23 protein-coding genes are annotated in these 26,496 nt (G+C 61.3%); 14 read left to right on the top strand and 9 right to left on the bottom strand.

Annotated features, from left to right (window positions below; translation table 11 throughout):
* Positions 1 to 133: 133 nt before the first annotated feature.
* Positions 134 to 1,186 carry an alpha/beta fold hydrolase gene (locus PQQ96_RS19560; RefSeq protein WP_408295212.1) on the top strand — a complete coding sequence of 351 codons (1,053 nt, stop codon included), beginning with the start codon at positions 134 to 136 and terminating at the stop codon, positions 1,184 to 1,186.
* 332 nt (positions 1,187 to 1,518) lie between these two features.
* Here PQQ96_RS19560 and PQQ96_RS19555 read toward each other — a convergent pair whose 3' ends face one another.
* Positions 1,519 to 2,841: a hypothetical protein gene (locus PQQ96_RS19555; protein WP_408295209.1), complete on the bottom strand. Its 1,323-nt coding sequence runs from the start codon at positions 2,839 to 2,841 to the stop codon at positions 1,519 to 1,521.
* A gap of 708 nt (positions 2,842 to 3,549) precedes the next feature.
* Here PQQ96_RS19555 and PQQ96_RS19550 point away from each other — a divergent pair.
* Entirely contained in the window at positions 3,550 to 4,332 is a 783-nt protein-coding gene (locus tag PQQ96_RS19550) for an ABC transporter substrate-binding protein (RefSeq protein WP_408295206.1), read from the top strand.
* A gap of 118 nt (positions 4,333 to 4,450) precedes the next feature.
* Here the strand turns inward: PQQ96_RS19550 and PQQ96_RS19545 are convergent, their stop codons facing one another.
* The gene (locus tag PQQ96_RS19545; protein WP_408295203.1) at positions 4,451 to 5,560 is read right to left on the bottom strand and encodes a polyamine ABC transporter substrate-binding protein; all 1,110 of its coding nucleotides are present in this window, start codon (positions 5,558 to 5,560) and stop codon (positions 4,451 to 4,453) included.
* Between the two features lie 48 nt (positions 5,561 to 5,608).
* Positions 5,609 to 6,736: a DmpA family aminopeptidase gene (locus PQQ96_RS19540; protein WP_408295200.1), complete on the bottom strand. Its 1,128-nt coding sequence runs from the start codon at positions 6,734 to 6,736 to the stop codon at positions 5,609 to 5,611.
* 155 nt (positions 6,737 to 6,891) lie between these two features.
* On the opposite strand from PQQ96_RS19540, the gene PQQ96_RS19535 reads away from it, so the two are divergent.
* From PQQ96_RS19535 to PQQ96_RS19520, 4 genes are all read left to right on the top strand, one after another.
* Positions 6,892 to 7,695: a helix-turn-helix transcriptional regulator gene (locus tag PQQ96_RS19535; RefSeq protein WP_408295197.1), complete on the top strand. Its 804-nt coding sequence runs from the start codon at positions 6,892 to 6,894 to the stop codon at positions 7,693 to 7,695.
* Positions 7,696 to 7,726: 31 nt separating this feature from the next.
* On the top strand, positions 7,727 to 7,849 hold the full coding sequence (locus PQQ96_RS19530) for a hypothetical protein (RefSeq protein WP_408295194.1): 123 nt from the start codon (positions 7,727 to 7,729) through the stop codon (positions 7,847 to 7,849).
* A 200-nt stretch (positions 7,850 to 8,049) separates the two neighbouring features.
* Positions 8,050 to 9,975 carry a potassium transporter Kup gene (locus PQQ96_RS19525; RefSeq protein ID WP_408295191.1) on the top strand — a complete coding sequence of 642 codons (1,926 nt, stop codon included), beginning with the start codon at positions 8,050 to 8,052 and terminating at the stop codon, positions 9,973 to 9,975.
* 16 nt (positions 9,976 to 9,991) lie between these two features.
* Entirely contained in the window at positions 9,992 to 11,548 is a 1,557-nt protein-coding gene (locus tag PQQ96_RS19520) for a T6SS phospholipase effector Tle1-like catalytic domain-containing protein (RefSeq protein ID WP_408295188.1), read from the top strand.
* A 190-nt stretch (positions 11,549 to 11,738) separates the two neighbouring features.
* On the opposite strand, the gene PQQ96_RS19515 is transcribed toward PQQ96_RS19520, so the two are convergent.
* A complete protein-coding gene (locus PQQ96_RS19515; RefSeq protein WP_408295185.1) occupies positions 11,739 to 12,632 on the bottom strand; it encodes a LysR family transcriptional regulator in 894 nt (297 codons plus the stop codon).
* A gap of 127 nt (positions 12,633 to 12,759) precedes the next feature.
* Between PQQ96_RS19515 and PQQ96_RS19510 the strand changes: the two genes are divergently transcribed.
* The 5 genes from PQQ96_RS19510 to PQQ96_RS19490 all read left to right on the top strand — a co-directional run bounded on the left by PQQ96_RS19510 (position 12,760) and on the right by PQQ96_RS19490 (position 17,590).
* Positions 12,760 to 13,137, top strand: a complete 378-nt coding sequence (locus tag PQQ96_RS19510) for a YybH family protein (RefSeq protein WP_408295182.1) — start codon at positions 12,760 to 12,762, stop codon at positions 13,135 to 13,137.
* A gap of 10 nt (positions 13,138 to 13,147) precedes the next feature.
* Positions 13,148 to 13,717, top strand: coding sequence for an alcohol dehydrogenase catalytic domain-containing protein (locus PQQ96_RS19505; protein ID WP_408295179.1), 570 nt, complete (start codon positions 13,148 to 13,150; stop codon positions 13,715 to 13,717).
* A complete protein-coding gene (locus PQQ96_RS19500) occupies positions 13,617 to 14,132 on the top strand; it encodes a zinc-binding dehydrogenase (RefSeq protein ID WP_408295177.1) in 516 nt (171 codons plus the stop codon). Before PQQ96_RS19505 ends, PQQ96_RS19500 begins: the two co-directional genes overlap by 101 nt.
* A 215-nt stretch (positions 14,133 to 14,347) precedes the next feature.
* Entirely contained in the window at positions 14,348 to 15,046 is a 699-nt protein-coding gene (locus tag PQQ96_RS19495) for an alpha/beta hydrolase (RefSeq protein WP_408295174.1), read from the top strand.
* Positions 15,047 to 15,721: 675 nt separating this feature from the next.
* Positions 15,722 to 17,590 carry a serine hydrolase domain-containing protein gene (locus PQQ96_RS19490; protein WP_408295171.1) on the top strand — a complete coding sequence of 623 codons (1,869 nt, stop codon included), beginning with the start codon at positions 15,722 to 15,724 and terminating at the stop codon, positions 17,588 to 17,590.
* Positions 17,591 to 17,698: 108 nt separating this feature from the next.
* Here the strand turns inward: PQQ96_RS19490 and PQQ96_RS19485 are convergent, their stop codons facing one another.
* Positions 17,699 to 18,829, bottom strand: a complete 1,131-nt coding sequence (locus PQQ96_RS19485) for a serine hydrolase domain-containing protein (protein WP_408295168.1) — start codon at positions 18,827 to 18,829, stop codon at positions 17,699 to 17,701.
* Positions 18,830 to 19,349: 520 nt separating this feature from the next.
* On the opposite strand from PQQ96_RS19485, the gene PQQ96_RS19480 reads away from it, so the two are divergent.
* Complete coding sequence (locus PQQ96_RS19480; protein ID WP_408295165.1) at positions 19,350 to 20,087, top strand: SH3 domain-containing protein; 738 nt, start codon at positions 19,350 to 19,352, stop codon at positions 20,085 to 20,087.
* A gap of 332 nt (positions 20,088 to 20,419) precedes the next feature.
* A complete protein-coding gene (locus tag PQQ96_RS19475) occupies positions 20,420 to 22,099 on the top strand; it encodes an ABC-F family ATP-binding cassette domain-containing protein (protein ID WP_408295162.1) in 1,680 nt (559 codons plus the stop codon).
* A 250-nt stretch (positions 22,100 to 22,349) separates the two neighbouring features.
* Here PQQ96_RS19475 and PQQ96_RS19470 read toward each other — a convergent pair whose 3' ends face one another.
* Positions 22,350 to 22,706, bottom strand: a complete 357-nt coding sequence (locus tag PQQ96_RS19470) for a SpoIIAA family protein (RefSeq protein WP_408295159.1) — start codon at positions 22,704 to 22,706, stop codon at positions 22,350 to 22,352.
* A 420-nt stretch (positions 22,707 to 23,126) separates the two neighbouring features.
* Between PQQ96_RS19470 and PQQ96_RS19465 the strand changes: the two genes are divergently transcribed.
* Positions 23,127 to 23,732 carry a hypothetical protein gene (locus PQQ96_RS19465; protein WP_408295156.1) on the top strand — a complete coding sequence of 202 codons (606 nt, stop codon included), beginning with the start codon at positions 23,127 to 23,129 and terminating at the stop codon, positions 23,730 to 23,732.
* Between the two features lie 298 nt (positions 23,733 to 24,030).
* On the opposite strand, the gene PQQ96_RS19460 is transcribed toward PQQ96_RS19465, so the two are convergent.
* From PQQ96_RS19460 to PQQ96_RS19450, 3 genes are all read right to left on the bottom strand, one after another.
* Positions 24,031 to 25,029 (bottom strand): class I SAM-dependent methyltransferase, encoded by a 999-nt coding sequence (locus PQQ96_RS19460; protein WP_408295372.1) that lies wholly within the window; start codon positions 25,027 to 25,029, stop codon positions 24,031 to 24,033.
* Between the two features lie 107 nt (positions 25,030 to 25,136).
* Positions 25,137 to 25,982, bottom strand: coding sequence for an MBL fold metallo-hydrolase (locus PQQ96_RS19455; protein WP_408295153.1), 846 nt, complete (start codon positions 25,980 to 25,982; stop codon positions 25,137 to 25,139).
* Positions 25,983 to 26,238: 256 nt separating this feature from the next.
* The coding region (locus PQQ96_RS19450) for a hypothetical protein (protein ID WP_408295150.1) at positions 26,239 to 26,496 on the bottom strand (258 nt) is incomplete at its 5' end.

The raw sequence follows: 26,496 nt of genomic DNA, 5'->3' as shown, positions 1-26,496 counted from the left end.
CGTTGCACTGACGCGCCTGGCAGACACATACCCGATACGTCCACGGGTTTAAATACTTCCAGGCCAGATTGACTGGCTTCGCAAGTCAGATATGCACTGGGCTTGCGTAGCGAATCTTTGAGGAGAATTAACGATGCCGGACCAGATCAATACTCGACGTCGTCGTCTGCTTGGGACGACAGTGGCAGGGATCAGTTTGTTGGAGTTGGGTTTGAGCGGGCTCGCCCAGGCGCAGTCGGACGGCACGTCACCCAATACGAACGCGGTGAACGCAGCAACCCGGGTTGCTTCGTTCGACAACATTCGCCAGATAAACGCTGGAACGCTCAGCATAGGTTATGCGGAAGCGGGTCCGCAGAATGGACCGGTGGTCATCCTGCTGCACGGCTGGCCCTACGATATCTACAGTTTCGCCGAGGTCACGCCATTGCTTGCCGCTGCGGGCTATCGGGTCATCGTGCCGTATCTGCGCGGCTATGGCTCGACACGGTTCCTGTCCGCGGATACGCCTCGCAACGGTCAGCAGTCGGTGGTTGCCGTCGACATCATTGCCTTGATGGACGCATTGAAGATCGACAAGGCGATCTTTGGCGGTTTCGATTGGGGCGCGCGCACGGTGAATATCATCGCCGCGCTATGGCCGCAGCGATGCCAGGCGATGGTGTCGGTCAGCGGTTATCTGATTGGTAGTCAGGAAGCCAACCGGGCGCCGCTGCCGCCGAAGGCTGAGCTGGCGTGGTGGTACCAGTTCTATTTCGCCACGGAGCGTGGCTATGCGGGTTATGAAGCGAACCGCCACGACTTCAACAAGCTGATCTGGCGTCTCGCGTCGCCGAAATGGAATTTCGACGATGCGACGTACGAGCGCTCGGCTGAGTCGTTCAACAATCCCGATCACGTCGCGGTGGTGATTCACAACTACCGCTGGCGTCTGGGGCTGGTCAAGGGCGAACCGCAATACGACGAGCTCGAAGCGCGTCTGGCGAAAGCGCCGACCATTTCTGTTCCGACCATCACCATGGAGGGCGATGCCAACGGCGCTCCGCATCCCGAGCCGGCAACCTACGCGAAGAAGTTCACCGGCAAGTATCGACATCGGAACATCGACGGCGGCATCGGACATAACCTGCCACAGGAAGCGCCGAAGGCATTCGCCGATGCCATCGTCGATGTCACCCGTCTTTAGCCGGACGGAAGCAGCCCGGGGCAGCCAGGCGAACACGTTAATGCAGACGATAGCGGGCGCTGACCGCGTCCGTGCACAAAGCGGAGGGTCAGAAGGGACGGTGAAACGACGGCTGAGATTCGTTCGTGGCGAACGGCTGCTTTTGTTAGTGGGGTCTTGACCTCCTGGTGGCGCGTCAATCGCTTTGCGACGCTCTCTACCGGTTGACATGTATGGCGTGTGCCGGGCCTGACGTCGTGAAGCTGTGATGCCAGTCAGGTCGGGCCGGTTGCTTTCTGTTGCACTCAGAAGGTTGCGAGCGTGGTGCCCTTGCAGGCACCACGCGTTGCGGGCTAGTGCTTGGGGGGGGTGCTGCTGCCACCGCCGAGTCCACCTGTGAGGCCACCGAGCAGGTTCGTCAACGGCGCGAGCGGAGACGAGCCGCCGCTTGTGCCGGTGAGTGCGCTGGTGAGTGTGCCGACCAGGTTGGTTAGTGGTGCTGCCGGATTGGTCGAAGAGCTCGTCGACGATCCATGCGAAGTGCCGCCGCCCAAGCCTCCGGTCAATCCGCCGAGCAAGGTGGTAAGCGGTGCGACAGGGCTGCTGCTCCCCGAGGTGCCGCCGCCCAAGCCGCCGGTTAGTCCGCCGAGCAACGTGGTGAGCGGTGCGACGGGGCTGCTGCTGCCTTGCGAGCCACCGCTCACCGAGCCCACTGACAGACCGCCGAGCAACGCGGTCACCGGCGCCAGCAAGCCACCGCTGGCATGTCCGCTCGATCCGCCTGTCACGCCTTTCGTACCACCGATCGTGCCGTTGCCCACCCCGTTGCCGTTCCCGCTGCCGCTGTTGTTGCCCAGGGTGATCGGCACGATAGGCACGCTGATCGCGCCGACGCTGACGACCAGGTTCACGATCGGGTCAAGGAGGCCGCTGGTGGTCTGGTTGCCACTACCGGCGCCGACTCCAGTGGAGCCGCCGGAGCCGCTGTGACCACCGTTTCCTGAGCCGCCGCCGTACCCGCCGCCCGAACCACCGGAGCCACCGTTTCCAGAGCCGCCGCCGTTCCCACCACCCGAGCCGCCAGAGCCGCCCGAACCACCGGAGCCACCCGAACCGCCGGAGCCGCCAGAGCCACCGGAGCCACCGTTTCCAGAGCCGCCGCCGTTCCCGCCGCCCCAGCCGCCATGGCCTCCGTCTCCAGAGCCACCCGAGCCGCCGGAGCCACCCGAGCCGCCGGAGCCACCCGAACCACCGGAGCCGCCCGAACCGCCCGAACCGCCGGAGCCACCATTCCCAGAGCCGCCCGAACCACCCCCACTACCCGAGCCACCCGAACCACCGGAGCCTCCATAACCGCCATAACCGCCATAACCACTGCCGCCAGCAAAACCGCCGCCGTACCCCGAGCCGGAAACCGTAACGCCGCCCCAGGTCGTGCTGCCGCCAAAACCGGAGCCACTACTCACACCCGAACCACTGCCGGTCCACCCAGTGGGCGCGCTGCCTCCTGTCCCTGAGAATCCCGATCCCGGTAGCCCGGTGCCCGTCCATCCGCCGCCTTGCGTGATTGAGCTAGGCGGCGTGGACGTGACATCTCCAGCCTGACACGAAGTGGCGAGCGACCACCATACGAGTGCGCTTGCCGATGCAACAAGAGTGCGTTTGAAGGGAGCCATGATTAGTCCTTTCGCGATGAATCGCGACCTGATTGGTCAAAGGTGTAATCAGTGCCCCCGGAAAACCGCTGATCGGTCTTACAGAAAAGGGTTACTTTGAGCCCGACATCGCGTGTGTGCGCGTCGCCTTCGTTTAGTTCTAGAGCAGGGTGCGGTTGCGCCCTGCCCGGATGTGGCGTACTCGGGCAGTTGGGAGCTGCAAGTTCCGAGCCAACGCGCCGGTGACGGAGTGCGGCACGATCAGCGCATGGGCCGTGCCGGAATTGACTGGCGTGCGACGGAGAGCGTCGTGCTGGACGGGGCAGATCGGGCCGCATGCGGAACACAGTGACGGCGTCGTGTGGGGCGTGTTACGTCCCACGTGTTACGTGTTCCCACCACGTCGAACGTAACTTCGCCGTTACGCGTCTCGCGATGAAAATAGATCAGACAAATGGCGATGTCTTCATAATACGGAGTCCGATGTATAAGGCGCGTGTTGGAAACGTGCGTTTGGATTTTCACCGGCGGCGCGTTGATATGCGTCGTATGCATGGACTGATTTGTTTTATGAATTTGTAAGCGCGGGCAGATTAGGATCGAATGTCGGGCGCCGCGCGCCGGATGCGGCTCCCGCAAGAAGCCCCCGGCGTGGCGGCGTGCTAACGCCCGTTTGCGATTGTTCATTGACGCCGCGCATTTTTTCAAAAGAACGACGAAAGGAAAAACATGAAATCCCTGCTCGCAACCCTGACGATTGTGCTGTTCGCCGTATCTTCCAGCAGCGCGATCGCGAAGGATTGGTCGACCGTACGCTTTGGTGTCGACGCGAGCTATCCGCCGTTCGAATCGAAATCTGCCGACGGTAAGCTCGTCGGCTTCGACATCGACCTGGGCAACGAGATCTGCCGCCGCCTGAACGCCCAATGCGTGTGGGTCGAAAACGCCTTCGACGGGATGATTCCCGCGCTGAAGGGACGCAAGTTCGACGGTGTGCTATCGACCATGTCGATGACGCCGGCGCGTCAGGCGCAGATCGCGTTCTCGTCGAAGGTATTCCGGATCCCGACACGCCTCGTCGCGAAGAAGGGCGCGACGATTGTGCCGACGCCGGAAGCGCTGAAGGGCAAGCGAATCGGCGTCGAGCAGGGTTCGATCCAGGAAACGTATGCGAAGACGTACTGGGAGCCGGCGGGCGCGGTGATCGCGTCGTACCAGGATCAGGATCTCGTTTACTCGGACCTGATCGCTGGGCGTATCGACGCATCGCTGCAGAACGCCGTGCAGGCTGAGGTCGGGTTCCTCCGGACGCCGCGAGGCAAGGACTTCGCATTTGCCGGCAATGCGCTTTACGACGCGAAGACGTTGGGAAGCGGTACCGCGATCGGATTGCGCAAGGAAGACACCGACCTGAAGGCGAAGATCGACCAGGCGATCGCCGACATGCGCGCGGACGGCACGTACGACAGGATCGCGAAGAAGTATTTCGACTTCGACGTCTACGGCCAATAAAGACAAACCCGGCCGGCGCGCGCGATTGAGCGGCGAGCCGGGCTGTCGTCACGATCCACGCAATCGCCTGGCGCGCAGCCGTCCTTCCGATGATCCGACGCGCCGGCCAGCTTCAACCTTATCGCCCGGACTTGAGTTGTGTCCACAGCCGGTTTTCAAGGCGCAGGATATCGGCCGGCAAAGGCAATGACAGGGTGAGCGACTTCATCTTGTCACCGCGAGGGTAGACCGCTTCGTTGTCGAGGATATCCGCCTTCACGTAAGTACGGGCAGCAGCGTTAGCGTTGGGATAGAAAACCTGATTGGTGATCGCCGCGCTAACCTTGGGCTGAAGAATGTAATTGATCCATTGCATTGCCGCTTCAGGGTGAGGCGCATCTTTGGGAACCCCCATCAGATCGAACCACAGCACGCCATCGCCTTTAGGAATGACGTAGCGAATCTCATAGGCACGATGGGCCTCTTCTGCGCGCCGCTTCGCGATCCCGACGTCGCCCGACCACGCTAGCGCAATGCAGACATCGTTATTGGCGAGGTCGTTGATGTAGCCGGAAGAATTGAACTGGGTGATGTACGGGCGAATCGTTTTGAGCAGCTTGTACACGGCCTGATAATCGGCGGGGTTGGTGCTATTGGAATCCTTATGCAGGTAGATCAAGCCAACCGAGAATGCGTCCTCGGCGGAGTCGAGCACGGAAACGCCGCAGGTTTTCAGCTTGGATACGTATTGCGGATCAAACAGCAGATCCCAGCTATCGTAGGGTGCGTCCTTGCCCAATATCCGCGTCACCTTCGTGACGTTGTAACCGATACCATCCGTTCCCCATGACCATGGCACGGTGTACTGATTGCCCGGATCGGCCGACGCAAGCATCTTCATGAGCACGGGATCCAGATTCGCCAGGTTTGGAATCTTGCTCTTGTCGAGTTTCCGATAAACGCCTGCTTCAATCTGCTTGCCGGCATAGCTGGACGATGGCACCACGATGTCATAGCCCGATGAACCGCTTAGCAACTTGGCCTGCAAGGTGTCGTCGCCGTCATAGACGTCGTATCGCGTGTGAATTCCGGTTTCCTTTTCGAAGCCTGATACGGTGTCGTCGGCGATATTGTCCGACCAGTTGTAGACATTCAGTTCTTCGGCTTTGGCATGGTGTGTCGTCACAGCCAGGATTCCCGCTGCTGCGAGGAGTCCAGTGACGACAGTGATGAGATGGCGGGATGTCATAGTGACCTTTCGGTTTTAATGGAGGAACTCATGCAAGGGGAGGACGCGTCAGTCAGCGAACGGGCGGTCCGCCTGATCGGCTTCGCGGCGCCAGCCAACCTGCTCCAGCGCGTTCAGCAGCCGGGCGGCGCCGAGCGCGGAGACATGGACGCCTTGGCCCTCCGCATCTTCAGCAGCAACAAGGGCGTTGAGAATCGCCTCTTCGACCGCTTCCGCAGCCGCGACGAATAGCGGAGAGATGAAGTCCTGGGTAACGCTGCGCACGCTGATCACAGGTTCGATCGCTTTGCCGTAATCCGCCGGCGGTATGCCGCGGTTGCCGACCGAGAAGGCGATGAAGATGTCGCCACTGGAATATTCGGTGCCACCTCCCACCCGGGCTAACCCGATGCTTGCGCGTCGTGCAACCTGCTCGCACTGATGCGGAAGAAGCGGCGCGTCGGTCGCAAGCGTCACCACGATCGACCCCATGCCAGGGACGCCCGCCTGACGCCGGTCGAATGGCGACGGCAGATGCCGCAGTACCTCGCCAACCGGATAGCCGGCCACACGCAGCGCGTCGCGGCGGCCGTAGTTCGCCTGGACCAGCGCGCCGACGGTCCAGCCGCCGTCCTCGGGTGCGAGCTTGCGCGAGGCGGTTCCGATGCCGCCTTTGAATTCATGACAAATCATGCCGGTACCACCGCCAACCGACCCCTCGGCGACAGGTCCGCTGCAGGCCTGGGCCTGCGCTTCGTGGACATGCGTCGCGGTGACGTGTTGACCCCAGATGTCGTTCAGCACCCCATCGAAGGTTTCCAGCACCACTGGCATGCACCAGTACTGGCTATCGCCGACCCATGCGCGTTCGGCGGCGACCAGGGCATCGCGTACCACGCCGACGCTGTGCGTGTTGGTGTAGGCAATCGGCGTAGTCAGTAATCCCGACTCGCGTATCCATTCCAGACCGGTGGCATCGCCGTTTCCGTTGAGCACATGACAGCCGGCATGACATGGGTCGAACCGCGCGATGCCCGCGCGTGGCTCAATGATCGTCACGCCGGTTCGAATCGAGCCTTCTGCGCGATTTTCGACCAGGGTACGATGGCCGACTCTTACGCCATGCACGTCGGTGATGCTGTTGAATGGACCGGGCGTGCCGTGGCCGACTCGAACACCGATGTCTCTGATACCCATACTTTTCTCCTGTGTTGCTTGCTGCGAGCAAGCCTGTCAACGCGCATGCGTCGGGGTACGGAGATGGTAGGGTGGGGGGCGATGGGTGAAAATCAGGCCGAAGGGCTAGAACGATGGGGCGACCTACCCTCCTGGGGGTAGTGGGGGAAACTGACATGCAGCTTGAAGTCGCGGACGTTGCATTTCATCAGCGGCTTGGACGTCTGGTCGAAAAACTCGATGACAAACAGTTCTGGCATGCGCTGATCGACCTGTTGCGCAAAGTGGTCCACTTTGACAACTGGGTGGTGGTGATCTTCTGGCCGAACGGGAAACCCCAGTTGATTGCGGAGATCCAGGCGCGCACGCCGCACGACGAACTGTTCAAAGGGTATTTGAACAGCGTCTACTTGCTGGACCCTTTCTATCAATTCAGCCTGGGTGAGATCAACCCTGGCGTGTATTGCCTGGACGAAGTGGCACCCGACCACTTCCGGGAAACCGAATATTTTCGCCGTTATTTTTCGGTGAACGTGCTGGAAGACGAGGTGCAGTTGCTGGCGCCACTGCCCACGGGCGGAACGCTGTCTGTGTCGATCGGCAGTGAACGCCGCTTTAGCTCGACTGAAATCGGGACCCTCTGCCTTTACGGCGCATGGCTGCTCCCGTTGATGTGCCATGCCCTGTTGGCACAGACCGCTGTGCTGCCGCCGCCGGTGAGTTCACCCGCAGGAAGTGACCGGCGCCTTCACTTCGAACAGGCGTTGCGCAAACGGTCCAATGCGTCGCTGACCCATCGTGAGATTGAAGTCGCGCTGATGATTCTTGCCGGTCATTCGACAAAAAATATGGCAAGACTACTCGGCGTGTCACCTGCGACTGCTAAGGTTCATCGGCGCAATCTTTACAAGAAGCTGGATATCTCGTCCCAGGCGACGCTGTTCCTCCTCATCATGGACGAAGAACCGGAGGCAAGCTGAGGCGGACGGGCTGCGTCACGCGCAAGCGCAGGTGAATCGTAAGGAACGTTTCTTCGGTCTCGTCACGCTTGGTGCGGATTTTGAGGGCGGCGCCATGCACAGCAACTCGCTCGCTGCTTCCGACAAGTTTTTTGCTCCGGTAGCGGTGGCCTGAAGGCGGGGCGCGCGTCGCATCGACAGTCGGGTGAAACCGGCTGTGAGACGCACCCTTTTTTCTGTACGCTGTCGCCAACAGGCTGGTCGCCGACCGGTCCGTTGCAGGAAAACCAGCGTGACCAGACGGGCCGCCCGGCGCTTGCGCGTCGGCGTACCGTTCGCTGGGGCAGGGTCCCCCCCACTGAGAAGGAGCCAGTCATGGAATCGTCTTCAGGCCCGCAACCGGGCGCCCCTGCCGGCCACGCCGCGGAAACCGGCCACGGTTCGATGCCCAAGCTGGCGCTGGCCGCCATCGGCATCGTCTTCGGCGACATTGGCACCAGTCCGCTCTACACCATGAGCACGGTATTCGACGCGGGGCACGGACTGATGCTTAACCGCCTCAATGTGCTGGGCGTGGTCTCGCTCATCATCTGGTCGCTCATCATCGTGGTGACGCTGAAGTACGTGACGCTGATCATGCGCGCCCACAACCACGGCGAGGGCGGGATCATGGCGCTGCTGGCGCTGGCTTCGAGTTCGGTGATGGACCGCCCCCGCCTGCGCAACGGGCTGCTGCTCGCCGGCGTATTCGGTGCGGCGCTGTTCTATGGCGACGGCGTCATCACGCCGGCGATCTCGGTGCTCAGCGCGGTGGAAGGGCTGCAAGTGGCAGAGCCGAAGCTCAAGCCCTTTGTGGTGACAATCGCGCTGATCGTGCTGATCGGCTTGTTCCTGGTGCAGCGGCGCGGCACGGCGGGCATCGGCGCGGTGTTCGGGCCGGTGATGGTGCTGTGGTTCGGCGTGATTGCGGTGGTGGGCCTGCTTAACATCGGCCACGCGCCAGCCATTCTGGCCGCTTTCGACCCGTTCGTGGGCCTCGAATTCCTGGTGCGTAACGGCTGGCGGGCCTTTGTCTCGCTCGGCGCGGTGGTGCTGGCGCTGACCGGCGCGGAGGCGCTGTATGCCGACATGGGCCACTTCGGCGCGCCGCCGATCCGCCTGTCGTGGTTCGCTCTGGTGCTGCCCGCGCTGGCGCTCAACTACCTGGGCCAGGGCGCGCTGCTGTTGTCGGACCCCAAGACCGTGGACAACCCCTTCTTCCACCTCTTCCCGTCAGTGGCGCTGTTCCCGATGGTGGTGCTGGCCACGGTGGCGACCGTGATCGCGTCGCAGGCGGTGATCAGCGGCGCGTTTTCCATGACCAAGCAGGCCATGCAACTGGGCTTCATGCCGCGCATGGGCATCGTCTACACCTCCGAACGCGAGGTCGGCCAGATCTACGTGCCGGCCATCAACTGGCTGCTGCTGATCGCGGTGGTGGGGGCCGTGCTGGGCTTCGGCTCCTCGACGGCGCTGGGTTCGGCGTACGGCATTGCGGTGACGGGCACCATGATGATCACCACCTTCCTCACCTTCTACGTGGTGCGCTACGCCTGGCACTACAACTTGTGGCTGTGCCTGCTGGCCACCGGTTTCTTCTTCGTCATCGACTTCACGTTCTTCGCGGCCAACCTGCTCAAATTCGTGGATGGCGGATGGTTCCCGCTGCTGCTGGGCACCATCATGTTCATCGTCATGTCCACCTGGCACCGCGGCCGTGAGCTGATGATCGAAGAGGCCAGCGTCCATGCTGGCGCGTTGCCGCTGGATAAATACCTGGACTGTCTGTTCGCGAAGGAAACGATACGCGTGCCCGGCACCGCCGCGTTCCTGACCATCGACCCCAACACCGTACCGCATGCGCTGGTCAACAACCTGGAGCACAACCACGTACTGCACGAGCGCGCGCTGTTCGTGCACGTGATCAACCGGGATGTGCCCTATGTGCCGCGCGAGCAGCGTGTGGCAATCACGCCGCTGGGCCACAATTGCCACAGCATCCTCGTGGTCTACGGCTTCAAGGACGAGGCCAACCTGCCGCAAGCGCTGCGCGACTGCGAGCCGAAAGGCCTGGTGGTCGATCCGGCGCAGGTGTCTTATTTCCTTAGTCACGCCACCGTGGTGGCAACCGGAGGCAAGGGGATGCCGGTGTGGCGCGAACGACTGTTCAGCGTGATGGCGCACAATATCGGCAACATTGCGGCTTTTTTCAAGCTGAACTCAAACCGGGTGATCGAACTGGGCTCGCGCGTCGAAATATGAGGTAGAACCTGCAAACATGAAGAGACTTTTTGTTTGCTGTGACGGCACATGGAACTCGGATAGCGACGAGTTTCAGGGGGTGCCTGTTCCAACCAATGTCGTTCGTTTTTTCAACGCGTTGAGTGAGCACGGCGACGATGGTGTCGAGCAGCTTCGGTACTACCACGTCGGCGTTGGCGCTAACGAAGGCTGGCTTCGTCGCATCATCGACGGTGCGCTAGGAATAGGTCTCTCCCGGGACATTCGAACCGCATATAAGTGGCTGTCTGACCACTACGAAGAAGATTCAGAAATCTTTGTGATTGGCTTCTCTCGTGGCGCGTTCACGGCGCGAAGTCTGGTGGGCATGCTGCATCATTGTGGACTGCCTCACGTGGCAAGCTGGGCGTTGGTCAAACAGGCATGGAACCTGTACCGTCTTGACCCAAAAATACCGGAAAACGTCAGCCGGCAGGAACGGTTCCGTATCGAGCATGGCAGACCGCCTCCCGTGCGCTTCCTGGGGGTGTGGGAGACGGTGGGCGCGCTCGGCATCCCCGAGATCATGAATTTCTTCGGTTTCCGAAGAAAGCGCTTCGAATTTCATGACACGACGCTTTCGCCAGAAGTCGAACGCGCGGTACAGGGCCTCGCCATTGATGAGCAGCGGAACAACTTCTTTCCAACGTTGTGGACTGACGAGGATGGCTGCGACCCGATACGCGTGACCCAGGTGTGGTTCCCGGGTGTGCACGCTGACGTTGGCGGCGGCTACAAGGAAACCGGGCTTTCTGATGCCACACTCAAATGGATGATTGCCGAGGCTGCGCAATGTGGTGCGGTGTTTCAATCAGGAATGCTGCACCAGTTAGCCCATGCGGATCAGTCGTCGCCCTCTGCGGTACATGGCGTCCTCCACAACTCACTCACGGGCTTTTACAGGAAAATCGGTTTTCGTCCCCGGTCCTTTCCGTATCTGGTGAAGAGTTCACGACGATGTTCTGAATCGATATCGGATCTGGCCCTGGCACGGCAGGCGAGTCCGCCGATCTTTCAGGCACCCTATCGACCGAACATAGACCCGGCGATGCCGGTCCAGGTACGGGTTTTCGCCAGCCCGTTGTGGAACTGGACCGGCATTTTCATGAAGGAGGGGGTGCGCTACCGGTTCAAGGTGCCCGACGGTCAAACGTGGCTGGATGGGGACCGCGCATCGGGCGCGGCGGGCACGCCAGGCAACTGGGTGCAACGCCTGTTCGCATGGGCCAAGCGGGTCAGGGGGGCGAACTGGTTTGAACTCTGCGGTGCGATCTCCTATCCAGGGCAAATGGACGAGACCGGCGTGCCGCCTCAACCGTTCTACTTCAGAATTGGTCGAGGGGTGGAAATCAAGGCGCCCTATTCGGGATACCTCTATTGCTTTGCCAACGATGCCGCCTGGGCGTATTGGAATAACCAAGGCAGTCTGCGGGTTGAAGTTGCCGAATCAAGCAGCATGCCGGCTGGCAAGGAGATGACCTACCCGCTTTCAGACGAAGACCTGACTGCGCCTGCAACTGCACCGGGCGGTTCTGGCGCAAGTGAACCATCGTGATCTGCTCATCATGGGTGAAGAACCGCAGGCAGGCTGGCGCGAACCGAGTCTGATCGCAGCATCTCTGCATAGTGCCCCGGCGGCCTCGCGAATAGGCGGCTGTCCGCAAGACCGATCTGCCGCAGTCGACATGAGGCTACCGAATAGCCGCCGCTGAAGGTCGGCTTGGCTTCCAACCCGAAGCCAGCCCTTATGTGCCCGTCACTACTGCATCAACCATCTTCGACACGTACCGCTGACAGAAATCCAGGTACGCCCGGACGATCGCGGAAGGGTGACGATGCGAGGGATAGAGCAGATGGATTTGCTGCTCGGGCATGGGATGTTCTGGCAACAGTGCGATTAGCCGTCGCTCACGAATCGCGTTGGCAGCAAGAAACGGGGGAAGTTCGGTAACGGCTTCGCCGGCGAGCGCGCGACTTCGCAGATGTGCGTAATCATTCGTGATCAGCAGCGCTTTGGGTTCAAACAGCTGGTCGCCGAGGCGCCATGTACCGTCGGCATGGGCACCCGCGCTCCAGACCGCACAGGGAAACCGATGCAGGGCATCGGGTGTATCCGGCACACCCAGTCGTTCAACCAGGGACGGACTGGCCACGAGGACGTGGCGATAAGTCAGCAGATGTCGCGCCACCATGGTTTCGTGGGTGATCGTGCCCACGCGCAGCGCAACGTCAATGCCGTCCTCGACGAGGTCGACGCGCCGCTCAGTGGTGTAGACGTGCACACGGATATCGGGATAGCGCTGCTGGAAAGTCGCCAGCAATTCCCACCATGGTTCAAACGTCGGCGGCAGCGATAACCGCAATCGCCCTTTGAGCCGCGCCTGATCGCTTACCACCGCCTGTTCGCCCTCGGCCAGTGCTTCGATGCCGCGACTGGCGTGCTCGTACAGCCGCGTGCCGGCATCGGTGAGTTTGGTACCTCGCACGGAACGCTCCAACAGTTGCACCTTCAACTGTCGCTCCAGCTCGCGAACCCGCCGGCTCAGTGTCGGCAGGGGAATACCGAGACGGTCGGCCGCGGCCGACAGACTGCCGGTCTGCACCACACTGACGAACATCTGGGCGGCATTGAGATCCATAGGGCATTCCTCTCAAATTTGAAAGGAACACTACAACCGATATGGATTCCCTGCAAGGTATGGGAGGACCAAACTATCTCTACCCGCTGGCACATGCCCGGCACTCGACCACCACGGAGCCCAACCCATGTCTATCCAAGCCGTCCTGCAGCGCTACGAAACGGCGCTCAACAATAACGACATCGACACCATTCTTGACCTGTACGGCCGCGATCCGGTGTTCATGCCCCAGCACGCACCTGCGCTGGTCGGCCGCACCGCGGTCCGTGCCGGCTATGAGCAGGTTTTCGCAACGATCAAGCTCAACGTCCGCTTCGACATCCATGAAGTCGAGGAAGCCGGCGACTGGGCCTGGGTACGCACCAGCTCGGCCGGCCGCACCCGCATCCTCGCCGCCGGCATCGAGGTGGAGGAAGGCAACAACGAGTTGTTCGTATTCCAGCGGGAAAGCGGCGCGTGGAAGATCCACCGCTATCTGTTCGCCACCAGCCAGCCGCGCGCCTGAGGTCATTGCCATGAAAGCCTATGTGATCGAACAGGCCGGCGGCCCGGAAGTGCTCCAGCTGCGCGATATCCCTTCGCAGGAACCCACAGCCGATGAAGTACAGATCCGCGTGCGCGCATTCGGCCTCAACCGTGCGGAAACCTATTTGCGCGCCGGCAAGATGGGCGCCATCACGACGCCGCGTGTGCCCGGCATCGAAGCCGTCGGTGAGGTCATTCACGATCCTGCCGGGGTGTTCCGCACTGGCCAACGCGTGGCCACGGCGATGGGTGGCATGCAGTTCGGCCGCAACGGCAGCTATGCCGAGCAGGTGACCGTATTGCGCAGCAACGTGCTTGCACTGGGCGACACTTCGCTGCCGTGGGAGGAACTCGCTGCTCTGCCGGAAGCCTATCTCACCATCTGGGGTGCCTTGGACAAGAGCCTGGCTCCAGTCGGGCCAGACCATGTTGGTTCGGGGAGCAACCTCGTCGGTCGGCTTGGCTGCCATCACCTACGCCAAGACCCGCGGCCTGAAGGTGATCGCGACCACACGCTCACCGGCGAACGCCGATCGGTTACGCAAGATGGGCGCGGATGACGTGATCGTCGACAACGGCGAGATTGCCGCAGCCGTTCGTCAGATCGTCCCCGTGGGCGTCGATGCCGCGCTTGAAGTGGTTGGTGCGGCGACGCTGCGCGACACGATCAGGGCGTTGCGGCCCTTCGGTGCCGTGAGCGTCATCGGCCTGCTCGGCGGTCCGCCGATCCTGGAGCAGTTCCACCTCATGCAGGATCTGCCGGCGGCGACGCGGCTGAGCTTCTTCCCCAGCGGTTTGCTAGGCACCCCAGCCATGTCGTTGCAGGAATCTCCGCTGCCTTGGATTGCACAGGAAATCGCCGCACAACGCATGCCCTCCCTTCGCACCCAGACTTTCGACTTCGATGATGTACGCCGCGCGCACAGCGTGATGGAAAGCGATCGTGCGCTCGGCAAGCTCGTTGTCAGGCTCTAATCATGGCGAGCCAGTGTTGGGCAAGGCTTATCCAGCGTGGACGCGAGACGGGTATCTGCCTGGTCGCCCATGCAGTTGCCAGAACGAGGAACGGCGCAGCATGAGGCATGGATGCTGGCTACCGTGCACGGGCTGCTCGTAGGAACATAGCCAAATGCCGACGGACTATGTGCACCTCCAACAGTCGGCGAGTCTTCCACATTAGGAGTCCGACAATGAACAGCGCAATCACCATCGTATTAGTGCATGGTTTCTGGGGCGGAGCCGCCCACTGGAGTAAGGTCATTGTTGACCTGACACGCAAGGGTTATGGGGCCATTCGGGCTGTTGAACTCCCATTGACATCACTGGCCGATGATGCCGAACGCACGCGCAAGATGGTGGCGCAGGTGAAGGGCCCGGTCTTGTTGGTGGGTCACTCCTACGGCGGTGCGGTCATTACCGAAGCCGGTGATCAGCCCAACGTGGTCGGGCTCGTCTACATCGCATCGTTCGCCCCTGATGCCGGTGAAAGCCCCGGTGGCATCACACAGGAGAACCTGCCCGTGGCGGCGCCTAATCTCGCTCCCGACAGTGACGGCTACCTCTGGATCAAACCCGAGAAATTCCACGAGAGCTTCTGCCAGGATCTGACGGCGGACGAAGCTCTGGTGATGGCCGTGACGCAGAAAGCGCCGCTGGCCAGCACCTTTGGCAATGCCATTACGGCCCCGGCATGGAAAAAGAAACCCACCTGGTACCAGATCTCCAGCGCGGATCGGATGATCCATCCGGACAATGAGGCGATGATGTCGGCAAGGATGAACACGCGAAAGACCATCACGCTGGCGGCGAGTCATGCTTCACTGGCATCCATGCCAGCGGAGGTATCCGCACTCATCCACGAGGCAGCTACTGAGCTTGCAAAGGGCTAGATGTGCCAAGGCGCGCCGATCGCTCGGAGGCTGGGGGCTGTGGCCAAACGTGGCCACAACAACCCATCGGCGCGCCAACCCAATGATCGCGTGCGGCTTGGAACGCCCAGTGCAACCCAACTAAGTTGATGATTGCTTTTGGCCGATGCAGTCACTGGGTGCGAAGCTGATCAGCGTATCGGCGAGCTGATCGCAAATGATCGGTTCAGGTGATCAACTTCATTGGTATGCGCACTCACGCGCAGCGTTGAAAAACGGGCCATTCCGAAAGCGGCCATTCGCGGCCGGCTGAGATGGGGCGTTCACGGACCTCCGTTGTCGCAGGTAGCATCCGGCGGTGTAAAGAACAACAATGTCGGAGATCGGGGCAGCGCAACGCGAGGACTCTGATAAGTATCCTGGCACCCGTTACCCGTTACCCGTTACCCGTTACCCGTTACCCGTTACCCGTTACCCGTTACCCGTTGGGAGCAGTCTTAAGCCAAAGCTTCGCAGCATCGACACGTCGCTAGTCGCGCTCTCATCGCACGGCTATGATTTGGGGAACGGTGGCCCATTCAGGAACGCCGTCCCACTGCATCAAAATTACGAAGCTTGTCTTTGCCGCGTTGGCGGCGCCGTGGTTGAAGAAAAGTGCTTTTGCAGGTCCTGGAAACCAGAACAAAGGGGAATGCCGTGGCCAAGTGCTATCGCAATCACGAGGTTCTCTTTAGCGTAGGCCGGCGGCAGTTTCTCGGCTACTCCGGCGCCGGGGTGCTCGCAGCAGTGCTGCCCGGCTGCGGCAACGGCGACATCCGTTCGACGCCTTATCAGCAGACCATTGCGCTCGGCCAACAGATGATCCAGCAGGCCGTCACCGATCCGTCGAGTCCAGTGGCGGCAATCTCGGTCGCGATGGTCAAGGCCAACACGGTGGTCTGGCAGCAGGCGTTCGGGTTGGCGTCGGTGCCGGGGCAGGTCAAAGCAACGCCGCAGACGCGCTTCAATATCGGCTCGGTCAGTAAGTTGTTTCCGGCGCTGGCGGCGACGATCCTCGTCGATCGCGGGCTGATCACGCTCGACACACCGATCATCAAATATCTACCGACCTTCACCATGCTGTCGCCGGAATACGCGCAGATCACCACGCGTCATCTGCTGTCGCATGCATCCGGTCTGCCCGGCACGAATGGGCGCAATCTCTTCACGTTTCAGCCGGTCGCCGGCTATGCCGCCGACACGCAAGCCGAACTTGCCAACTCGCACCTGAAGCATCTGCCCGGTGAGCTGGCCGTCTATTGCAACGACGGCTTCACGATGGTCGAGCAGATCGTACTCGCCCTGACGGGCCAGAGCTTCGCGGACTTCGTCCAGTCGGCGATTCTCGCGCCGCTGGAGATGACCCACTCCAGCTATCTGACGAGCGTGCCGTCCGGCGGATCGTTCTCGCTGCCGTACGTGAACGGCACGCAGTATCAGGAATTCGTCAATGCGTACGCGACCGGCGGACTGAGTTCGACACCCACCGACATGACGAATCTGGCGCAGATGATCTACGGCGGTGGCGTATTTCAGGGACAGCGTATCGTGTCTGCAGCGGGCATCGCGCAGATGGGTACGGATCAGACAGAAAGCCTGACGATCAACCCGTCGCCAGAATGGCGCTGGGGTCTCGGCTGGGACACCGTAGTACAGCCGGCGCTCAACGCCGCAGGCGTGCTGGGCTGGGAAAAGGACGGCGGCACTGCGTTCTACTCGACCGAATTTTTCGTTGTACCTAACTCGCAGTTCGCGCTGCTGGTGACCGGCAATGCGGGCTACAACGCCCGAGCGATTGCCGAAACGCTGGTGCTGTCGGCGTTGAAGGAAGATGGCACGATTTCGTCGCTGCCAGCGAAGCCCGGTACCACGGCGCCGCCGGTCGCATCCGGGCCGGGCATTGCGAGCGGCGCGGGCATCTACGGCAATTCCGATTCGCCGTACCAGGTGCTTGCCAATGCGGACGGTAGTCTGCAGATCAACCAGTGGGACGCCGATACGCGAGGCTGGGCGCAGATCGGTGGGTACCAGTACCGCAGCGACGGCTGGTGGTGGAGCGATATCGATACGGCGTCGTATCGCTTCGCAGTCGTGTCGGGCAACGACAGTGAAGGAAATGCGTTCAGCTTTCGCTATCTGATGAAGCGGGTCGTGCCGGGCGCGGGTTATGCGTATCTGACGCTGCCGGTCGGTCAGCAACTCGCACCGCTGGCGGCGCTCGACAGCGCGTGGCAGCAACGCGTCGGCACGCAATGGACATTGACCAACGATTCGCCGAGCGCGGTGCCGATTGTCGTTCTTGGCAACCCGCCGGCGTTTTTTGCGACACTCGCTGAACTTCCTGGCTACGTGCTGTACGGCAACGAAGATCTTCGCTATCAACTGTTCGTGCCGGTGAGCGATACGCTCGGCGGCATGTCGGTCAAAGTGCCGGGCAATTTTGGACGCGACCTTTACGAAATCCGTTTCGCGTCGACCAGTGCGACGACGCTGACGATCGGCAGTTCGCTCTACGCGCGGATCTGACGGTGAGGCGTTCCAAGCCGCCGGGCGTCACGATTTCCGTCTGAGAAACTACGCCCTATTTGCGTGGACTGGTCAGTAAAGATCCTACGACCCTCGGATGAGACGCGCTCAGTGTTGCGATACGACCGAAGCAAGTTGCCTGAAAATCTGCTCGGCAAAGTTGAGGTTCGGGTCTCCTCCCGACGCGCTCGCGTTCACGGCAACAACAATGGTTGACGCGGAGTCCGGGTCATAAAACACCGCAACTTGAAAACCGATACCCGAGCCTGTGTGGCCCCGCCACTTATCAATGATGCCTATGCCGAGACCGTAGCGGTCGTAGGTTGGGCCATTGGTGACTGCGCTGCCGTGCCTGATCTGCCGCTCGAGAAGTTTTGGGCCAATCAGTCGACCCTGCCCCAGTGCAAGCGCCCAGGTTTGGAGATCATCAGCGGTCGAGGTCATGGCGCCGGAGGCCGCTAGAGCCGTTGGACTGATGAACGGGAGAGGGGTGAGGCTGTGATCGGCAACGTTGTCGTCGTAAGGTGTCGGATGAGGATCGGGTAAATCAACCTTTGTGGGGTATGCCGTCTGCGTCATGTGCAGCAGACCGAGTATGCCGTTTTGAAGCACGGACGAAAATGGCTGGCCTGTCACGATTTCGACCACCATGCCGAGCAGGACGGTGTTGGTGTTGCTGTATTGATACTGTGCGCCTGGTGGAAAGACGGGGGAGGCAGGAATCGCATAGTCAACCAATTGCTGTTCGGTGAAACGCTGCGCGACATCCTTGCTGAAGGTCTCACGAAATGCTTGCGTTGCAGAGTAGTCGGCAACACCGCTTCGCATGCCTGCCAACTGCGCGAGCGTGATTGACGAGCCATTCGGAATACCGGGGACAAACGTCTGAATGAATGAATTATCGAGCGTCACCGCGCCCTTGTTCACGAGTTCGAGAATAAGTGTCGCTGTAAAAGACTTGGTCACGCTGCGGATGGGGAAAAAGCAATCTGGATTGAACGGGAGTTTGTTCGCCACGTCCGCATAGCCGAAGGCCTGCTTCCATTCGGGCTGACCAGGTATGCGCACACTTGCTACGCCGCCCGGAATGCCATACTGGATAACGGCTTGCTTTACTACCCTCTCGAACTGCGTCTCTTTGGAGGTGGAAAGCTCACTTGCAGAGCAGACGCCAACCCACGGGGAGGCGATACATGCGCCGGTAAACTTCAGAAAAGTCCTGCGACAAACAGGTAGCATTTCAAGATCTCCCTAGCGGTGGTAAGGGTGAAATAGCTCGTGCGCAATCTCCCGTCTGGGGGATCTTTCCTCAATGATGGTCAGTGTCATATTGCGGATCTGCGATGCAACTATTCCGCCGCCGCCTTGTACGTCGATTGGGCCTCAAGTGAGGACTTTCTGCCGGGAAGACTGAGACATACTCTGGGCTGCGACTTGGGCTGGCCCGTCTAGATTCAAGAATAGAGCATCCACGACTCTCTGGATCGGTGGCGCGACCGACCTCGCCGCGATGCTTACCGATCGCCGTCTTCGCCGGCCGCGCCGCCGTTGTGCTCGTCTCGACGCGTGAGCGGCAAAGCATGGAAGTTGCTGAACGGTAAGAACGCTGACAAACCGTAATTGCGCAGACAGTCGGGTGCAATTCAAACGCCATATGGCTTGTCCAAGCAATGTGGCCCTGCTATCGAGGCTCGGTTATGGCCGGGACGAAACGAATAGCGCACCTCATGCACGGGCCGCTCTTTCCGAGGGAGGAATCGTGCAAAAGAAAATCGTCATTCGAGCCATCGCGGGAGGCGTTTGCCTGACGGCGCTGTCCGGCGCGGCGTTCGCTCAATCGCTGGCGTATACGAATCAGCCCGTAGACGTTTTTGCGGGTCCGTCCGGGGATTATCCGGTGGTCGCGCAAGTGCCGCCGGGCGCACAACTGGCGGTGTACGGCTGCGTTACCGATTACAGCTGGTGCGACGTCGGAGCACCCGGACTGCGCGGCTGGGTCTACGGCGAATATCTCGACTATCCGTATCAGGGTACCGAAGTGCCGATCATGACTTACGGCGTGCAGATCGGGCTGCCCATCGTAGTGTTCTCGTTCGGAACTTACTGGGATCACTACTATCGCGGCCAGCCTTGGTATCACGACCGGGACCGGTGGGCGAATCATCCGCCGCCGATGCGGGGCGTTCCGCCGCCGCATGGTGGTCCGCCAGCGGCGGGCGGTCCGGCCATGAACCCGAGGCCGGTCATGCACGGCGGGCCGCAGCCGCAACCGCAGCCTGGGTACGCTCATGGGCCGGTGCAACCCCAGCCGGGGTACGCTCATGGGCCGGCGCAGCCGCAGCCGGGATATGCGCACGGGCCTGCGCAGCCGCCCCGGCAAACGATGGGCGGTCCTCAGGGACAGGCGCCCATGCACCCGGGCGCTCCGTCCGGTGAGCACGGCGGCGAGGCGCGCGGCGGCAGTGAAGACCGCAATCATCCGCAGGATAACCATTAGCGATTGAAATCTTTCGCCCGCCACCGCTTCGCGATCGCACGGCAACGCGCCTGGCGCCCATGCCGCTCACTTCGACGGATGATCGTCGGCGTGATCGTGAAGCGAGTCCGGGCGCTTTTGTGTCGAGCGCAACATGCCTGCGTCGTCGAACTAGAAGTGAAAGAGCGTTCGCTGGCCGCGCAGCCGGAACGCCCGGTGCGCCAGTGCCCGCCTCGCTTTGCGGCCGGTGGGCGCCGCAAAGCGCAAGCGGCTCTTCACTCGTGCGGGCAGAAAAGCGGCGGCTCTGTACGTCCGGTCGGCTATCATGCCTGTCCTCTCCGATGTAGCTCCTTATGATTTCCGTCCGTAATGTCACCCTGCGCCGCGGCGTCAATGTCGTACTCGACAGCGCGTCCGTCACCTTCACCCCCGGCGAAAAGATTGGCCTTGTCGGCCGTAATGGCGCCGGCAAGTCGTCCTTCTTCGGCCTTCTTAACGGCACGCTGCACGAAGATGGCGGCGAGTTCTCGATTCCCGCTGCATGGAAGATGGGCCAGGTCGCGCAGGATATGCCGGAGACCGAGCAGAGTGCGACCGACTTCGTCATCGAGGGCGACACGGTCATGCTGGCAGCGCAGGCTGAAGTAGCCGCCGCGGAGGCCAGCGACGATGGCATGCGCATGGCACACGCCTACATGGCCCTGCACGACGCCGGTGCACATGATGCCCCCGCCCGTGCCCAGGCGCTGATCTTGGGCCTTGGCTTCAGTGCTGCGCAGCTTAGCCAGCCGGTCAACAGTTTCTCCGGCGGCTGGCGCATGCGACTGCAACTGGCGCGCGCGCTCATGTGCCCGTCCGACTTGCTGTTGCTCGACGAGCCGACCAATCACCTCGACCTCGACGCGCTGGTCTGGCTGGAAGCGTGGCTCAAGCGCTATCAAGGCACCATGGTCGTGATCAGCCACGATCGCGAATTCCTCGACGCGGTGACGCAGGTGACGGTGCACGTCGACAACGCCAAGCTTGTGCGTTACGGCGGCAACTACAGCAAGTTCGAAGAGATGCGCGCTGAGCAACTGGTGTTGCAGCAGGCCTCGATGGCCAAGCAGGCGGACAAGATCGCCCACCTGCAGAAATTCATCGACCGCTTCAAGGCCACGGCCTCGAAGGCGAAGCAGGCGCAGAGCCGGGTCAAGGCGCTCGAACGCATGGAGAAGATCGCACCGGTGCTCGCCGACGCAGAGTTCAACTTCGAGTTCAAGGAGCCGCTCAACGTCCCGAACCCGCTGTTGTCAATGCTGGACGCGAGCTTCGGCTACCCCGCGCCGAGCGACGCAGCGCCGGGCACGCCGCCGACGGTCATCGTGCGGGGCATCAACCGATCCGTGCTGGCCGGGCAGCGCATCGGCATTCTCGGTGCCAACGGCCAAGGCAAGTCCACGCTGGTGAAGACGGTGGCGCACGCGCTGGCGCCGATTGCCGGCGAAATCAGCGAAGGCAAAGGTCTGAACATTGGCTACTTCGCCCAGCAGGAACTCGACGTGCTGCGTCCGCTCGACACGCCGATTGAACACATGATCCGCCTTGCCAAGGACACGCCGGCGAATATGCGTGCCCCCGGCCAGAGTGGCACCGAACAATCGCTTCGCACCTTCCTCGGTACGTTCAACTTTAGTGGCGACATGGTCCATCAGGCGGTCGGCACGATGAGCGGCGGCGAAAAGGCGCGGCTCGTGTTGTGCATGATCGTGTGGCAGCGCCCCAATCTGCTGCTGCTCGACGAGCCTACCAACCACCTCGACCTGTCCACACGCGAAGCGCTAGGCGTGGCACTCAACGAATTCGAAGGCACAGTGATGCTGGTCAGTCACGACCGGTCGCTGCTGCGCGCGGTATGTGACGAGTTCTGGCTCGTCACCAAGGGTGGCGTCGAGCCCTTCGACGGCGATCTGGACGATTACCAGCAGTTCCTGCGCGACGAAGCCCGTCGCATACGCGAGCAGGCTGCCGGAGAGCAGAAGGTCATCGCCTGAGTTAACCCCTGGCAGTTCCAGTTTGGAAGCTGCCAGAGCGCTCGCATCGAGTCGAAGGGCCGTATAGGATCGTGTGCTGCCGATCGCGACCGCGCGAGAGAATGACCGGCCTCAGAAAAATCGAACAGGCGCTAACGCCCCCTGAGCCGCCAGTGCAAGCAAGAGCGCGAATGCCCATGGCATCTTGATTGCGCAGGTCAATCGCGCCCCGACGTGCAGCCGGACTGCTACGAAATTCGCCAGGCGACGCTCAGCTGTTGATCCAGACGCGCGCCTGCTCCAGTTCGTTGAGGTGGAACGCCTTGACTTCGGCCTTCGTAAAGAAACGCGCCAGATGCATCGAGGCACGGATCCAGCCGGCATCGGCCACCACGGCGGCGCGCGTGACCTTGCGGGCCACGGAAACGCCGAGCGTGATATCGGTCCACAGCGCCTTCGGCTCGATGCCGGTGAAATGCTCGATGCGTTCGAGCACGCGGGCCTTGCCGTTCAGTTCGAGATCACCACGCATGCGCTCAATGGCTTCACGCAGATCGTGGTCGGTGATTTTGCCTTCGACGGAAATTTCGATGACAGGGGAATCGGGTTCGGTGTGATACAGGATCATGGCAAGACCGTCTGACTAGGGAGACGTTACATGCTCAGGCGCGGCGCGGATGAGCCTGGCGTTCAATGACTGCTTCACGATACCCCTTTTTTACACGGCTCGGTTAGCCAGGTTTAGCGCTGCTTAGAGTACGTTGACGGCCTCGGCCCGTTACCCTCTTCCCACCCGTGCGACACGTGTCGCTGCATGGCCAGGCGCTCGGTTTATCGCTCGCCCATTCCTGCTCGTCATGCCGGCCATTGCTGTCATTTGTCTGATGAAATTCGTGATCAGTCGTTTATCATGGCTGGCTCACGTCGTTTGCAGGATCCGTCAGTAAGTATGATGAATACCCGAAAGATTTTGATGATCATTGGAGGGCTACTGCTCGGAGCAGTAGGGACCACGTACTTGATGCTCCTTCAGGCGGACCGCCGCTCAATGGCAGAAGTCACGGCCGCCGTGCATGAGTCGGCACAGCCTCCCGTCGTCGATTCGCGCGTCGGCGATCACGTGACGGAAGGCAGCATCGACCAATCGAAGCCGTCCGGCGCAATCACGAAAAGCGCTGCCATCGCGCAGGAGCCGGCAGTTCCCGCTCCGCGTCCGGGTCCGGCTCTGGCAGTAGCAGCTGCGCCCATGACGGCCGCGCCCGCATCCAGTCCGGCCACCGCTCAGGTCACCGGGCAACCGAAACCGGAGGCACAACCGAAGCAGGTGCCGTCGACGGCAGTCGCGTCGGTGAACGTGCAGGACTCGGGTGGGCCGAAGGTGGTTCCGGCGCAGCGCGCCCTGCGTGGACGAGACGGTCTGGACCATCGCGCGATAACGACGCGAGGCGCGACACCGGAAACGGACGAACTGGTCAGGGAATCGGCGAAGCTCGATCCATCGTTGCCTCCGCCGGATATGTCGGCCGCTCGCGCCGCCATGGACCCAAGTAACTCCAAGCCAGGCACGGGCTCGAACCCGGTCGCGGCCGCGATGACGGATCAGCTCGTCAGGGAATCAGCGAAGCTCGATCCTTCGCTGCCGCCGCCCAAGTAACCGACTTCTCCGGCAGCACGTGCGGCGGCATGAACTCTCCCGGCACTTGAGCACCGCGCTCCAGCGCTTGGTGTAAGGCGCCCGAAGCAAGCGAACTGGCTGTCGCCGTCTACAGTTGAGCACTGTGGAATGACCGCTATCAGGGAAGTTTGCCGCCTCCTCCGGGTCGCGTGCTGCCGATCGTAACAGGCAGCAGGTGGTCGACAGCACCCAGTCGAAAACATGGTTGCTTCGCAAGCCGCCGTGAGCGGCGGCACAGACAGTGCCGTCTGTGCGTCGCGCAGAGCCAGGCAGCGTGCTATTCGAATGTGATGAGACTTTGCGGTGAAGGCGGCAGCGGCGTTACGCTTACCTTTGAAAACCCTGCTTCGCTGCCCATCTCCTCGAACTCGCGCAGCGTGTACACGTCACCGCGTGGAGTGGATGCAAGCATCATGAAGGCGAACGCAGCGGCGAACGGTGGCGACACGCGATCCTCATTAGGAACGAAATCCACTGCGAGTACTCGCCCTCCATGGGTGAGGCTCCTGCGTACCTTCGAGAGCAGCGCTACGCAGGTTGGCCGATCAAAGTGATGCAGGAAATTCGTGAGCAGCACGAGATCGAAATCCGCTCCCCATTCGACTTCAAATGCGCTGCCCGCGATTGTGCGATGGCGCGCGCTCACACCGGCCGCCGCAGCATTTTCCTTCGCGACTTCCAGTACCGCTTGCCAGTCGGTCGCCACGACTTCTGCGCCGGGAAAAGCCTTGGCGATCGTGATTCCGAATACCCCATGCCCGGCGGCAATATCGAGCACGCGCTTCGGCGCTTGCGGCCATGTGCCCACGTGCTGAGCGATGTTCTGTGCGATTGGCGCCACAAAAGGCACCATCGCGCGCGCGAATTTCACCCAAACGGGGTGGTCGGGGGCCATGTTGCCCAACCCTACGGACCCACCCTCGCGAACGAACGCAACCGGATCGTCCAGCCACAGTGCCATCATTTCGGGGGCCGCAAGAAAATCCACGATGCTTCCCATCCAGGCCGGCGAGGAAGTGGTAAGGAACGCGGAAGTCGAGGGTGTCAATCGATAGCATTCCGACTCTTTCTGCAGAAACCCCTGCACGCACAGGTAGTCGCACAGCACGCGCACACCGTGCTCGGAGGCCTGCACGCGCCTCGATATGCGCGAGAGCTCGCCATTCTCATTCTCGATCGCGGTAAACAGGTCGAGCGCAACTGCGGCTTTCATTGCGGCCGTCTTCTGATATCCGCTTACGGCATCTATGAAGGCTTGTGGAGAGATATCATCCATGATCAAAGTCCTTTCGCGAAAATTGAGAAAGTGGCGGACGATGCTTCTACCTATGTGTTGCGAAGACGAGGAATTTATCTTTGCGGATATCCGACAAACCACAAGTCTCAGTCCGACTTTACCGTATCGAGAAACGCTCGCAGTTCGCGCTGCATAGTCGGTGCATCCAGAATGATACTTCCGCCATGTCCGGCGAACACGCCACTGAAGCTTTCTTGAACGAGTCGCTCGAGGGAGCGAAGCTGGGTGGGCCAGTCGTACCAGCAGGCGTCTCGAAAGGCATGCAAAGCGTGCCTGCGGACATCCCAACACAGTGAGTCTCCAGAGAAAAGGGCGTGGCTGATGAGGAACATGACGCTGCCCCGTGTATGTCCCGCCATCGGAATGACCCGAACGCCCGGCAATATCTCATGCGCCAGATCACCCGTGATGACGTCAGTGACGAACGGAGCGCCATCGGCGTCGTTTGCATGGATCCAGACGCGGGCGCCAAAGCGCTTCGCATAGATGCCCGCGTCCGCGACATCGTCGCGGTGGGTCAGCAAGATATGATCCAAACCTCCGGCTTCCGCGATCCAGCGCCCGAGGTGGCCGGACCAGCGTGGCCCGTCGATCATCAGGCGCAGGCCGCCTGCAAGCGTGATGTAGCTGTGAGCGCCGTACGAAGCGCGGGCGTTATACCCGAGCCTCCACACGCCGGGAGCCAAGGCTTGCGGGAAGAGGCCTGTCGGCATCGTCAAACCTGTTGGCGGCCGAACGGCAGCCGCCGGACAGATGAGGACGCCTCGCCACGCATCTTCTGTTTCCTGTTCACTGGCAGGCTGGTGAGCAAACGCCGAAGCGCCGTTTCGCTCGACGAACAGATTGGGAGCGGCCGTTCGAACCGCGCCGCAGTTGAAGCAAGCTGCGCTTACGTGCCAATGATCGTCGACATCACCTTTGTCCTCCGCCATAGCGCGCTCCCGGCTGATATTGGGCAGACAGTTCAAAGATAGCATCTTTGCGCGATTGAGAATTGAGGGGCGTTTAGTTAGCCCTCTTGACGACACGCGTTCTGGATTCGCTCCACCAGCAGCGCGGTTCTTGCTAACGCCGATACGCAATACAAGCACCGCCACGGTCGTTTGAATGACCGCTGGACCTCAGTTCCGTCGCGGAGCGCAGCAGGCATCCGTTGAAGGAAGACGCGGATGCCCATTGCGCCTACATTTAGCGAAAAGGGCGAATTGGCGAAAGGGGTACATATTCGATAGTGTTGGCAGAGTTGCCTTTTGATGCGTTTGGCAATGGAATTAAAGGGTCGAGCAGGCGGCGTTTAGCAGGGGCATAATGCCGTTCTACTGCCGCAATATGTCTATCGGCAATCTCTGGCGCGTCTTTAATGTCCAGCCTCGGAGGCACCAGCCGAGGAGATTGCTTCACGCGGCGATACAAACGTCCGAAGAACCCCAGAAAGCTGCCGTTGGC

The organism is Paraburkholderia sediminicola (assembly GCF_046027825.1).
Lineage (GTDB): Bacteria > Pseudomonadota > Gammaproteobacteria > Burkholderiales > Burkholderiaceae > Paraburkholderia > Paraburkholderia sediminicola_D.
This window is presented reverse-complemented; position numbering and strand designations above follow the sequence as displayed.